Source organism: Paenibacillus sp. FSL R10-2199 (genome assembly GCF_038000235.1).
GTDB lineage: Bacteria > Bacillota > Bacilli > Paenibacillales > Paenibacillaceae > Paenibacillus_AQ > Paenibacillus_AQ phytohabitans.
The window spans coordinates 5,502,308-5,515,546 of record NZ_JBBOBO010000001.1; the positions used below are offsets into that span (position 1 = coordinate 5,502,308).

The window sequence follows — 13,239 nt, forward strand, 5'->3', positions numbered from 1 at the left end:
TAATTACAGCTACATCCATCTTCAATAAATGAGGGATTATTATGATTACTGATGCGCTCCGCGTTTTTGTTACCGTAGTAGAGCAGCAGCATTTCTCTAAGGCGGGCGAGCTGCTCAACCTCTCCCAGCCCGGAGTCAGCCTGCATATCCGCAATCTGGAGAACGAATTCGCAGTGAAGCTGCTGCACCGTTCCCCCAAGCAAGTGCGTCTTACTGAAGCCGGAGCCATTCTATATAAGCATGCGAAACAGATGCTCATGCATTATGAAGAGGCCGGCCGGGAAATCCGGCTGCTGCAGGACGAAGTGACCGGCACCCTGCAGATCGGAGCCAGCTTCACAATTGGGGAATATGTGCTCCCGGCCCGCCTGGCCGACTTCGCCCGGCAATATCCGCTGGTCAGTCTCCAGGTCACCATAGGCAATACGGAAGAGATTATTGCTGCGGTCCGGTCTAACCGGCTGGATATCGGCTTCATCGAAGGTGAAACGTCGGGCTCTGATCTGTCCATTATCCCGTATATGAAGGACGAGATGATTCTGGTCGCGCCCTCCGCTCACCCGCTAAGCAGTGAACTCGCTGTAGAGGATCAGATGCTGCATAATGAAGTCTGGGTGCTGCGGGAACCGGGTTCCGGCACCCGGGCTTTCAGCGACCGTTTTTTGCAGGAATCAGGTATTCAGGTCAAACGCTCCTATGTATTCAACAGCAGTCAGGGTGTCAAGGAAGCGGTCAGCGCCGGACTTGGACTGTCCCTGCTGTCCAGATGGATTGTACGCAAAGAGCTGGCCAGCGGCGAATTAAGTGAACTAAGAATCAGGCATACGCTGACTGAAAGGGATTTCCGGATCATCCGGCAGAAGCATGCTCCAGATACACTGGCTATGCGGGTCTTTATCGGGAAGCTGCTGGATTGATTTACTCTGCTCCCATTAATCAGCTGGCAGTAGCCAGACCAGAACAGCTTCAAGACGCCTGGCCCCCCCACTGGAATATGTGTGGGGGACCAGGCGTCTTGTAAGATTAATTATTCAGCTATTCTGGCAGGCCGAATCATGATTACCCCTGCCGGCGGCACCTCTAGTGCATGCACTCCTTTATTCCACAGCAGCCTGTGATCCGCTACAACCGTTCCCCGGCAGCCGAGGATATTCACAAGAAGCAGACCCGGATCGCGGTCCATTTCCAGTACCAGGCGCGGGTTCAGCGTCCCGTTGATTACCAGAACCAGCCCGGGCAAATCCCCTGCTAAAGGGATTACTGTATCATGATAAGCGGCAAACACCCACTTCTGCGCGGTCCGGGCGATGACAAGCGGATACAGCAGCTCGGGACTCACCGGCTCCAATGTTCCGTCCAGCAATACATCCCGGTGCCCGCGCCAGAAGCTTAGCCAGAAGCCCAGCATAGCCTTATGCGGCTCCGGCAGAGTATCCAGCCGGACGGATATCTGCGGCACAGCGAACAGAATGTTAATGAACTGCAATGCCGCTGCCTCGACCGGTTCCTCCGGATTCCACATCAGCATATCGGCATGTGCCGCGGTATCCCCGCAGATCAGCCGGATATCGATTGTATGCATCCGGTTCTGAAGTGCATCGTTTGGACAATCTGCTGCCCGGAACATATTGCCGTATTTGCGCATCAGCGGTCCGGTATAATTCTGGCGGAATTCGATCATAATATCCGGCTTCAGCTGCCGCAAGCGTGAGAGGATTCCGCTTAACAACAGATCGACGGCTTCCGGAACCGAGCCTGTATCCCGGCTGCCCCAGTCGTCATCCTTCTGGTCCGCCGCCTCCCGGGCCGTATAGAAGCTATCCACGAAGTCGAGCTTGAAGCCGTCCAGATCCCAATCCAGCAATGCCTGCTCATATAAGGAAATTAAATATTCCCGGACTTCCGGATAACGGGGATCGGCCACGCCTGCTCCGAAGCTCTCACTATAGTAGAGTAACTTATCCTTGAAGCGCAGCCAGGCTTCACTATGCTTGCCGATGAACGGCACGGCATACCACAGCAGGTATTTCATGCCAAGGTTATGAACACGGGCAACATGTGCCTGCATATCCGCGATTTTGTCCGGACTGGCCTTCCAGTCTCCGCAATATGCATACCCCCGGGCTTCATCTGACGTCTGCCAGCCGTCATCCACAATTACCGCGCCGCAGCCCAGTTCAGCTGCGAGTCTGCACTCCAGCTCTAAGATCTCCGGCTTCAGCTGCTGATGGAAGCTGTACCAGGTGGAATACACCGGCTCCCTTGCGGTATCAGGAACCGGGGACGTCTCACTCCCTTTCAAGCCTGCCCACCATTTCCCCGCTGCGCCCAGTGCTTCATAGTAAGGAACGCTGCGGGAATCCAGCCGCAGGATGAGCTCATAATGTGTTATGGGAGAGACATCGCCTGCGAACAACGTTACAGCACATTGAAAGCTGGACGTTTCTTCATTCAGCCCCGCACGCAGCTCCAGCGGATTCAAGACGTCTGAGCAGGCAAAGGTCAGAACATTGTTCCCCCTGCTGCCATACAGGCTGACAACTGGTGCAGAGAAAGTGGATCTGGACAGGAACCCCTCCCGCCAGTCGGGAATCAGTCCCCTGTTTCGTTCCGCTGCCGGATGCCACATTCCTTGAATATCAATAGCCTGGCAGCTCCAGCGAAGGGTTAGCTTGGGGGGAGCTGCCGGAACGAGAGCACTGAGTGTCAGGATGGCGTAGGCAACGCCATCTACTCCATGCTCCACATGAAGCTGAGATTGAAAGTCCGGACTGCTTCCTTCAAGAAGGATCTCGTAATCTCCTGTGTGAATGGTCTTCAATACGGTCCAAGCTCCTTTGTAGCCGATTGACTGCTTATACGGTTATAACCGGCAGGGAATAGAAATCTGCACACAGGTGCCGATTCCGGAACGGCTGGCGATCAGCACTCCGTATTCACTGCCGCCATGCAGCTTAATCCGGGAATCTACATTACGGATGCCGTAGCCGATCCGGGTCCCCTCAGGGGCCAGAATCTGCCGGATGGTATCCGCATTCATGCCTACCCCATTGTCTATAATCTTGAATATGATGCTGTCCTCCCTCTTCTCCGCCACCAGCCGGATTCCGATGGTGCTGCCGAACCAGGCATGCTCCAGCACATTCTCAATCATCGGCTGCAGAATCAGCTTCACCGTCGCATACTCCAGCACCCCGGGGTCAATATCGTAATATACCGACATCCGTTCCCCGTATTTGATGCCCTGAATGGCAATATAAGCTTTGGCATGCTCAATTTCATTGCCCACGGTTGTGATAATTCCGCCCCGGTTCAAAGACAAACGGTAGAACTTGGCCAGCTCCTGAACAAGGGTGTGCAGCTTCTGAATATCTCCGAACTGGGCCAGACGATTGATCGAGGAGAGTGTATTGTAGAGGAAATGCGGATTGATCTGCGCCTGTAGCGATTCCAGCTCCGCTTCTTTTTTCTGAAGATTGGCGACATAATTCTTGTGAATCAGCTCTTCGATATTGCTGCCCATCCGGTTGAAGGCTACGGCAATCTGTGCCAGTTCGTCATTGCCCTTATACTTAATTCTCTTGTGAAAGTCTCCATCGTGAAAAGCGTTCAGCGATCCGACGATCTTTTGAATCCGCCGGGAGAAATAGCTGGATACTCCGATGCCGAGACAGGCCAGAACCAGTGCGCTGGCCAGACAGACCAGCAGTGTCATTCTCCGCACTTCGCTTGCACTTTCATCGAACAGGCTGTTCGGAATATAGGCTTGCAGCTCCCAGCCGATGCCTTCCAGCGGCTCTCTCAGTTGCAGCAGGTTGCCGGCGGATTGCAGGCTGGCGGCTTCCGCACCCTCCGGCGAAGATTCCAGCACCATTCTGCCGCTGCGGTCGGTCACCACAAGGGTGGCATATTCGCCGATCTTGCGGTAATCCACCGAATCCAGCAGATCCCGCATCTGCACCGTTACCCGGATTAGACCGATGCTCCGCTGCTTCTGGATATCATCCATCCTCTGGATCAGTGAGATATTGCTGTTCTCTTCATCGCGCAGAATCTGACGCCATTGACCGGCACCCGGTTTAGCTTCCGGCGCCACAAGGTCATGATACCAGTCTTCTCCCCGGATTCTCTGCAGATGAAAGATCTCATACCGCTTGGTCGAGAGCAGCGGATTGGGTCCAATCTCGCTGTAGTATAGTTCAGGAATAGAATCATTCTCCAGGTACAGGGATAACCCGACATTGCTTGCCGTGTAATTAAGCAGATTCTCAAGCGTAGGCATGAGAGTCTTAGTCATCGTCTCATAGCTGTACCAGCCTTGCTCATAACGCCGCAGTGCACTTTGCAGATTGAAGTTGTAATAGAGAGTGCTGGAGATACGTTCAATATTATCCGTACGGTAGGTGATGTTATCCCGCATTTGCTGCAGTGTGCCTTGGATGTTCTCGCGCGTCTTCTGTTTGAGCGAGTTCACGGAATGACTGTAAGCAAACAAGCCCACTGTACCCACAGCTAGCAGCAGGCAGACCACATAAGGGAGAATCAGCTTGTATCCGTAAGGCATACTCCATCTGCGCCGCATATTACAGATGTCTCCTATAATCACCCGGGCTGACTCCGTAATAATCCTTGAATTGCTTGCTGAAATGGGACAGATTCTTATAGCCGACCCGCTGGGCAGCTTCATAAACCTTAAGCTTCGGGTCACCAAGCAGCAGCTTCACCCGTTCCAGCCGTCTTAAAGAGACATAATCGGAGAAATAAATTCCCTTCTCTTCGTAGAAAATCTGCCCCAGATGATTAGGCGAGAAGGAGAAATGATTGGCAGCATCCCGCAGCATCACGTTGTGCTCCAGACGTTCCTCTATATAAGCTTCAATCTCCTGCACGAGCTTGCGTTTCTTGCCCTGCCGTTTGCGCTGCAAATGCTCCGACAGCTCGAACATACGGCGGCGCAGCCAGGATTTCATATCCTGGGTAGTCTCGAAATGATAGAGAATGCTCAGATGCTTCCGGTCCAGTCCGAGCACCTCGTAGAAGTCCTCATTAATCGTATGCAAATAGGCATCGAGCTTCGACACCACATGCAGAAACAGCTGATAGATCTCCAGCTTGGTCTCCATATGACCTACCCACACGAACAGCTCCTCATTACAATCGTCGATATCAACCAGCCGGTAAGAGGACATGGCCTGAAACAAGGCCTGGAGAATATCATCAAGATCCTTGGCTTCAGCCGTAACCGGCCCTCTGGCATCCGTGTGCAGGATCAGCTTGCCTTTGCCCAGGAACAGCTTCAATCCAAGGGCTTCCTTGGCCCGCTGGAAGGAGTAATGCAGCTCCTTCAGACTGTTCACCAGCGGTCCTGCTCCAATGGTCACTGTCAGCGGAGTTCCGCTGACCGCATGATGAATGAATTCCCTTAACCGTCCATGGTCAACACGTTCTTCAAGGATTAGAGCAAAATGGAACTGATCCAGTCTGCAGACCTGAATCCGTTCCATCGCACAGAACTGTTCAACAGACAGGCTCAGCTGCCGCTCTATTGCCGCTTGGGCCTCCTCACTATAGCCGTTCAGCTTCCAGGCCAGGTCATCCGGTTCCAGCAGAGCGGTGTACAGGCGGGATCTTTGCCAAGCAATCCCCATGCGCTGAAGCAGCGGCAATACCCGGTCCTCATCCGGTGTTCCATCGAGAAGCTGCATGAACAGCTCACGCTTCAGCAGGGGTTCCGACTCCGAGAAATAATGCTCCAGATGGCTATGCGCCCGTTCCTTGTTCAGGGCCTCCTTCACATCAATCAACGTCCGCCGCATATCCTCATCGTCCACAGGCTTCAGAACATAACCGCAGGCACTCATGGAAATGGCCTGCTTGGCATACTGGAAATCCTCATAGCCGCTGACAAAAACTATCTTCAGCTTCGGATTCAGCTCAAGTGCTCTGCGGGCAAGCTCCATCCCGGTCATAATCGGCATCTTGATATCCGTGACGACAATATCCACCTGCTGCGCTTCCAGCACTTCAAGCGCCTCGAAGCCGCTGCTTGCGGCTGCACACACTTCCATGTCCATGTCTTCCCAGTTCATGAAGTATTGCAGACCCTTCAGATCCAGCAGCTCATCGTCAACCAGCAGCACCTTATACATTCCATCCCCTCCTTCGGACCCGCTTGCTGCCAAGGCGCAAGAGCGGAGGTTATCCCCATAAGGCGGAAGGCAGCCCCTTCCCAAATAATGGGGTATACTTGGCTTCAGTATACCCCACGCCCCAGGCAGACTCTATTGTTATTTCATCTTGCTGAGGTTGTTCTGCCATCTTTCCGTCTGGTACGCCAGCAGCTTGCCGTAACCCGCTTTTGAGGCGTCTTCATTCGCTTGGTTAATCAGGCTCAGCACCTCTTCATCACTCTTGGCATACAGCGTCTTGGCAAATGCCTCCTGATAGATATCGTTAACGGCAGTAGCAATGGTTCCTTCTTCCGAATCCGGAAGCGGATCAAGGTTCACGAATTCCGTGAAGTTCCGGGAAGTCTTCCAGGTCACTTTCTGCTGGGCCAGCGTTGTCCAGTTCTGCTTGTCAGCCGGCAGCTGCGCATCCATCTTGGCTTTGGTCTGATCGATGAATGTCGTGTTGCCTACCCAGTTGAAGCGGCCGATTCTTTCCTTGTCTTTCCCTGCCTGCTCTGTGCTAAGTCCCCCGGCATTCAGAATCGGTACTCCATCTGCGTCAGTCTCATCCCAGTAGAGCCCCTTACGTCCGAAGTTGATAATACGCTGGCCCTCCTCCCCGGTCAACCAGTCCAGGTATGAGAAGATCGCTTCAGGGTCCTTGGCATTCTTCGTAATCACGAGCACATTCCAGCCGAGGGAATTGTAATTATTCGGAGTGATTTTGGTGGCATCCAGGCCGGCTTTGTGGATCGGCCAGATGATCTCGTAGCCCGCTTCCGGATCGGTTGCCTTCAGGGCACCGTCCGCTCCCCGGCCCGGATTGACCACATCGCCATCCACGTATACTGCAACGCGGCCCGTTTTCAGCTTTTCGTTAATCTGGTCTCCGGTCTGTGTGAATACGTCCTGTGAAATCAGCTTGTCGCGGAACAGCTTGCTGGCATACTGCATGTTCTCAATGAAAATCGGATCTTCAAAGATCGGCTTCAGTTCATTGCCTACAGGATTAGCTCTCGTCAGATAAGGTTTGTTCTCCGCCCATCCGCCATACATGGTATCAATGCCCCGGCCTTTGGCTCCAACCTCGAGGGGAACAACATCACTGTATTTCTCCTTCACCAGCTTCAGATAGGCATACAGATCATCAAAGGTTTCCAGCTTCGGCGAGCCCAGCTCTTTATAAATTTTCTTGTTGATGATCCATCCGCCGTTGCCGTTGGGGCTTGAGGTATACCAGTTCGGGAACTGGTACAGCTTGCCGTCGTCTGAGCGGAGCATACCGAGTGTGGCTTCCCCGGCGTTATTCTTAAGATTCGGATATTTGTCGAGATAATCATCCAGTGCCACCAGCATTCCGCCTTGCCGCAGACGCTCGACACTTGCACCGCGGTCCGTCATAATGACATCCGGCAGACTGCCTGAAGCAATCATGGTGCTGAACTTCGTCTCGGCAGCGCCGCTTGACTGAACGGGAGTCATGTTGACCTTCAGGGTATCGGCAATCCAGCGTGTGGTTGAGTCGGCGCCCCACTGCTCAGTAGTATCCCAGTCATAATTGCTGTAATAGCTGAAGGTTACCGGCTTCACTGTACTTACTTCGTCTGTGGAAGGCTCCTCCGAAGTTGCGGGTACCGCCGTTTCCGCTGCAGCAGTGGCTGCCGCCGTTTCTTTACCGGGTTCTGCCGTACTCTGAACTGCTGCGTTATTCCCTCCGCCGCACCCGGCCATCAGCAGCACCGTGCATAATACAACCGTCATTTGTGTCCATCGTTTGGTCGTCCGTTTCAAATTAAGTAACCCCTCTCTACATGTGAGTTCAAGAAATCTGCGCTACTCTTTCAAGGAACCGATGAGTACCCCTTTGACAAAATATTTTTGCAGAAACGGATACACCATAATGATTGGCAGCGTTGCCACCATAGTGGTAGCCATAATCAGCGACTTGGTGGTGACAGACTGCACCAGAGCCAGACGGTCCTGGGCTGCTGCATTGCCGACGGACTGAAGCTGATCAGTCACAATATTGGAGCTCAGGATCTGCTTCAGCAGCGTCTGGATCGGAATCAGGCTGGGGTCGTTAATATAAATGCTGGCTGAGAACCAGTCATTCCAGTGATAGACGGCGGTAAAAAGGGACAGGGTGGCCACAACGGGACCCGATATAGGCAGGATGATACGGATCAGCACACCGATATGGTTGCAGCCGTCAATCCGTGCCGACTCCGCCAGTCCCGCCGGCAGGCCAAGAAAGAAGGTCCGAAAAATAATCATATTATATACACTGATTAACCCGGGAATAACGAGAACCCAAAAGGTGTCCATCATGCCAAACTCCCGCAGCAGCAGAAAGGTAGGAATTAAGCCGCCGCTGAAATACATTGTAATAATGCAGAAGACCATATAGAACCTGCGCCCGATCAGCTCATGACGCGATAGCCCGTAAGCCAGGATGGCTGTGAACAGCACGGACAGGATCGTCCCGGTTAGCGTTCTCAGAATGGATATCATGAACGCCTGCCCGATCCGGCTGTCCTGGAAGACAACCTCATAGTTATCAAACGTTGGGACCCGGGGCCAGAACGTGATGCCGCCCAGCGATGTATCTGAGCCCATATTGAAGGAGATAACCAGGGAATTCCAGAAGGGATACAGGGTGACGAAGCCCAGCAGGATCAGAACGATATAAATGAACAGCTGCAGCACTTTATCCCCCGTTGACAGCTTCATCATATCCTGTAACCCCTTTCCCCGCAGCGTCTGATTTCATGAACATTTCTGCATCTATACTGCTTTGATGCTGCTTCGCTCACCATAGGCTGGAGCCCATTTTTCTGGCTGCCTTATTGGCCAGCGCCAGCAGTGTTACACTGACAACTGCCTTGAACAACCCTGCTGCTGCCGCGTATGAGAAGCGGTTATTCAGAATCCCCATCCGGTACACATAGGTATCGATCACATCCGACACATCACGGAGAATCGGATTCGTGGCCAGAATGAGAATATCTTCAAACCCGGCGTTAAGAATATTGCCCACCGCCAGAATCATGAAGATGATAATGACCGGCCGGATACAAGGCAGTGTGATCAGCTGGATCTGCTTGAATCTCCCCGCCCCGTCGATGGAAGCGGCTTCATACAGATGCGGATCAATTCCGGCAATGGCAGCCAGATAGACAATGGCGGCAAACCCCATCTCCTTCCACATCCCCGTCCCTACGAGAATACCCCAGAAATACTCCGGCACAGACAGAAAGCTGATCGGTTCAGATGTTAGATTCAGGCTCATCAGCAGCATGTTAACGCTTCCATTATCAGTCGACAGCATCGAGCCTACGAAACCGCCGACGATCACCCACGAGAGAAAATGCGGCAGATAGCTGACGGTCTGCACGACCCGCTTGAACATCATACTCCGGACTTCATTCAGCATCAGCGCCAGCAGTATCGGTGCCGGGAAGCCGAAGCAGAGCTTCAGCAGACTGATCACCATCGTGTTGCGCATGACTCTCCAGAAGTCCGGGGAATTGAAGAAAGCCTCGAAATGCTTCAGGCCCACCCATGGGCTGTGTAAAAATCCGCCGAACAGCTGATAATCCTGGAAAGCCATTAGAACTCCGTACATGGGCAGGTAACTGAAAATAAAGATGAAGATCAAAGCAGGCACTACCATCAGCTGAAGATCCCATTGTCTGATCCAGTTATTCCACCAGGATACTGCGTTTCCTTTCTTCCGGACGGGCAATCTCCGCTCGATTTCCACATTGGTCATCCTTCCTGTTTCTTTGCTTTACACCTTCATTCTATGATCTCCAGGAAGGAGCTACCAGTAGCGCAGCCAACGAAAACTGTGGTCCAGCAACGGAGATTTTTTTAGGGTTCACTTTGGTTAGTTAGAGTTAGTTAGAGTGGGCTTATTCTTCCTCCACGGGCAATTTGATAGCTTTTACATCGTCTATATACAGTGTTCCGCTTCCCTGTGTCCCGCTGCCTTGGGCAATATAGAAGGCGAACTCTTTAATGGAACCCAGATCGATGACGCCGTTGCCGCCGGTAGACCACCCGGGCCGCAGGAATTCGGTAAAAGGAATGCTAACAAGCACTGGAGTTGTGCCTTGAACCGGAATACTCGCTTCCCATACCTCACCGTTCGTCTCATGAAACTGAACCGCAAGCTGCCGGTTCGAGCCATCCGGCTGCAGCCAGAAGGAGATGGCTTCCATCCCCGGCCATTCCTTGCCCATGCTGCGGTATAACCCCGCATAGCCGGGATTGCCTACCGTATAGTCCAGCTTAAGCCCGTAGGTACCGCTGTTCAGATGGTAAGTGTCCAGCGTGACCGTTGCCAGGTTACCGGAGACATTCCGCTGCCATTTGGCACGCAGGCTGCTGTTCGAGCTGCCATACTGTTCGAAATCATCAATGAGATAACTGTCCGCAGGCGGCGGTACATACGGGCCGTTGCCTGTTTCGCCGTTATGGAGTGCACGCGGATTGCTATAGAGCGCTTGAATGGCACTGAGTGAATTTTTGTCGGTCAAATATTGTGACCAGGTCATGAAATACGCATACCGGGGCTGCTTCTCCATTAGCATATCCATGTCCGGCAGCTCCCCGTTCTCTCCTATAGCAATCGGTCTGCCGCCGCTAAGCTGCACAAGCTTGTTGTAATACGTATCCCGGTAATCGTTGTTATAGATATCCATCGCCAGCACATCTACGGCATCATGACCGGGATAATAAGGAGCAGAATCATAGGCCCATGAGCTCTCGGCATTCGGGCTCCATACCCAGATCAGATTATCCAGACCATGCAGATGGGTGAAACGGTCATACATATTGTCCCACAGCTGCCTGAACAGCTCCGGCCGCGCGCCCCACCAGAAGAATTCGGCATTCATCTCATGATAAGGCCGCCACAGCACCGGAATGCCTTCGTCTCTCAGCTGGGCAAGATATCCTGCAACTTCATCCACTTGAGCAGCCCACTGATTGTAGAGTACAGTCCCCGGAGTAACAATCTCCGTCATCTGAGCTGCCGTTACATCTCCTGTGACACTTTCCCATCCGGCGGTGGCAGAATCCATAGGACGGGGCTCATGATACGTCAGGGTAATAATGCTGCCCGTATGACCTTTGTTGATAGCCTCGTCAATCATGGCCTGGCGCAGGGCGCTGAAATCCCCGCCGGTATAATAGGCGAAATCCGAACCCCAGATCGCCGGATAATATCCGGTTAATTCTGCTGCCGTATCATACCAAAGGGATGGCGCTTCATAATAATTATGCTGGCCTGTATACACGGCGCTGCCAACCGTGGCATAGAGCCGGTCCAGAAGTGCTGCCGCTTCCTCCGACGCTCCCGGATTCACCGGGAACATCTTGCCGGTAGTGAGCTCCAGTGAACTCGCCGCCGACACTGCCGTCCCTTCGCTGACTGCTGTCACCTTCACCTCATAGAGACTCTCAGGTGACAGACCTTCCAGCTTATAGGCATACAAGGATTGACCAGGAACATAAGGCACCGTTATACTGCTCCATTCAGTATCCGCCGCCTTTTTGAAGGTAATGCTATAATTCTTCACACCAAAAGGACCCGTAGCTGCCAGCCACTCCAGATCTGCGGACACCCCATCAGCACGGTTCACGGTAAACTCTGCTGGCGCCCCAGGTGCAAGGTCCTCTGGAAGCTCCGGCAGCTTGCCGATATATACCTGATCCAGGAACTGATCCGTCCCTGTCTGATTCTTTGCTGTCAGCTGCATATATTCGGTGGTACCTGTTGTCCGCAGCTGATTCTCCGAGCGTGCCCATACCGAAGCAGTATTTGTGATCAGCGGATGCTCAGTTTCAGAGGATTCCTGATAGACACTGAGGCTTACGGTAGATGCTTGCGGGGGTACAGCTGCTGACCTGGTCCAGTAGGAAACCAGATAAGAGCCCTCCCCGTCCACAGGAATCTCCTCGCTTCTGATTGCCGAATTGCCCGTCAGGCGCGCCGCATATTGTCCAGCGTATGTTCCGTAGGTTGTTGTCTGCACTGTTCCCGTTTCGGTCCACGGGCTGATCGAAGCTGTTTCGAAACCGCCGTTAGTGAGCAGATTCACTCCCGGTGTCGCCTCCATCCCCATCACAGCACCGGAAGTATTGCCGGCCGTATCTCTGGAACGCAGCATAATGGCATACACAGAGAATGGATCAAGATTCTGCAAAGTATAGGTGTATGATGTGACGGTCTCCTGATGGGGAACCGATAAGGTATTCCAGCCGGAGTCTTCTGTTTTTTTGTAAGACAGCTGGTAAGATTCGACCGCCATATCATCTGTAGAGCCCGCCCAGGTCAGCTTAAGTGAATCCGGCTCATGCTCGGCTGTCCAGGTTCCGGGAGTTGACGGCCGTTCAATGTCAACATTCTCCCGGATCAAAGCGTCATCAATATAGTAATCTTTGCTGGTGCTGTTCCAGAAGGAGAAACGGATGTACTGCACCCCGGGAGCCGGTGTGTACAGCAGCTGCTTATACTCCCACTGGGTCGAACCGGAGAAATAGAGATATTGCTTCGTCTGCTGACTGCCGAAGGCATCCAGATCGATCGCCGCACTCGTCACTCCCGTTCCTGCGAATTTGACCCACAAGCCTACCCTGTAGGTTTTACCTTCCTGCACTGCTACGGACGCAGATGCCCCGCCTGTATTCCGCTTCACCTGAAGACTCTTCGTGCCACCATGCTTCTCGGCGGTTGTCACCACCGGACTCCCCCATTTCTCCCACGACACATCTCCCGCTTCGAAGCCGGGATTTCCAAGCAGATTCTCCCCTGCCGAATAAGATACCGCTGGCGGCAGGAGAATTGATGCAACAAACAGAGCGAGGGCCAGGCAACCATGCAACCATTTTTTGCTCGTTCGTGCAGCCACTTTGTTCAGTCCTCCATTTGAATAGAGCCGGATTATATTCGATGATTACATCGTCCGGCCCATCAAATGTAAGCGTTTTCCTTGAGACTCAACAAGAACCCGCAGCAACGAAAACTGTGTTTCAGCAATGACAACGCAGTTAAAAGCAGCAA

At 53.0% G+C, this 13,239-nt stretch carries 8 protein-coding genes; 1 reads left to right on the plus strand and 7 read right to left on the minus strand.

The window, feature by feature from the left end; translation table 11 throughout:
* The first annotated feature begins 41 nt into the window (after positions 1-41).
* On the plus strand, positions 42-917 hold the full coding sequence (locus NYE33_RS24065; RefSeq protein WP_076248358.1) for a LysR family transcriptional regulator: 876 nt from the start codon (positions 42-44) through the stop codon (positions 915-917).
* A 110-nt stretch (positions 918-1,027) separates the two neighbouring features.
* On the opposite strand, the gene NYE33_RS24070 is transcribed toward NYE33_RS24065, so the two are convergent.
* The 7 genes from NYE33_RS24070 to NYE33_RS24100 all read right to left on the minus strand — a co-directional run bounded on the left by NYE33_RS24070 (position 1,028) and on the right by NYE33_RS24100 (position 13,087).
* Positions 1,028-2,821 (minus strand): glycoside hydrolase family 36 protein, encoded by a 1,794-nt coding sequence (locus tag NYE33_RS24070; protein WP_340945934.1) that lies wholly within the window; start codon positions 2,819-2,821, stop codon positions 1,028-1,030.
* A 42-nt stretch (positions 2,822-2,863) separates the two neighbouring features.
* Positions 2,864-4,582 carry a cache domain-containing sensor histidine kinase gene (locus NYE33_RS24075; protein ID WP_340945936.1) on the minus strand — a complete coding sequence of 573 codons (1,719 nt, stop codon included), beginning with the start codon at positions 4,580-4,582 and terminating at the stop codon, positions 2,864-2,866.
* 1 nt (position 4,583) lies between these two features.
* Positions 4,584-6,149 carry a response regulator gene (locus NYE33_RS24080; RefSeq protein WP_340945939.1) on the minus strand — a complete coding sequence of 522 codons (1,566 nt, stop codon included), beginning with the start codon at positions 6,147-6,149 and terminating at the stop codon, positions 4,584-4,586.
* Between the two features lie 138 nt (positions 6,150-6,287).
* The gene (locus tag NYE33_RS24085; RefSeq protein ID WP_340945943.1) at positions 6,288-7,931 is read right to left on the minus strand and encodes an extracellular solute-binding protein; all 1,644 of its coding nucleotides are present in this window, start codon (positions 7,929-7,931) and stop codon (positions 6,288-6,290) included.
* 72 nt (positions 7,932-8,003) lie between these two features.
* The gene (locus NYE33_RS24090) at positions 8,004-8,903 is read right to left on the minus strand and encodes a carbohydrate ABC transporter permease (protein ID WP_341067930.1); all 900 of its coding nucleotides are present in this window, start codon (positions 8,901-8,903) and stop codon (positions 8,004-8,006) included.
* 76 nt (positions 8,904-8,979) lie between these two features.
* Complete coding sequence (locus NYE33_RS24095) at positions 8,980-9,942, minus strand: ABC transporter permease (protein ID WP_042137054.1); 963 nt, start codon at positions 9,940-9,942, stop codon at positions 8,980-8,982.
* A 142-nt stretch (positions 9,943-10,084) separates the two neighbouring features.
* Entirely contained in the window at positions 10,085-13,087 is a 3,003-nt protein-coding gene (locus NYE33_RS24100; protein WP_341067932.1) for a glycosyl hydrolase, read from the minus strand.
* Between the last annotated feature and the right edge of the window lie 152 nt (positions 13,088-13,239).

Excerpts from the sequence above, each read along its gene's own strand:
- NYE33_RS24065 (WP_076248358.1), top strand. The coding sequence starts at position 42 with ATGATTACTGATGCGCTCCGCGTTTTTGTTACCGTAGTAGAGCAGCAG.
- NYE33_RS24075 (WP_340945936.1), bottom strand. The coding sequence starts at position 4,582 with ATGCGGCGCAGATGGAGTATGCCTTACGGATACAAGCTGATTCTCCCT.
- NYE33_RS24080 (WP_340945939.1), bottom strand. The coding sequence starts at position 6,149 with ATGTATAAGGTGCTGCTGGTTGACGATGAGCTGCTGGATCTGAAGGGT.
- NYE33_RS24085 (WP_340945943.1), bottom strand. The coding sequence starts at position 7,931 with ATGACGGTTGTATTATGCACGGTGCTGCTGATGGCCGGGTGCGGCGGA.
- NYE33_RS24090 (WP_341067930.1), bottom strand. The coding sequence starts at position 8,903 with ATGATGAAGCTGTCAACGGGGGATAAAGTGCTGCAGCTGTTCATTTAT.
- NYE33_RS24095 (WP_042137054.1), bottom strand. The coding sequence starts at position 9,942 with ATGACCAATGTGGAAATCGAGCGGAGATTGCCCGTCCGGAAGAAAGGA.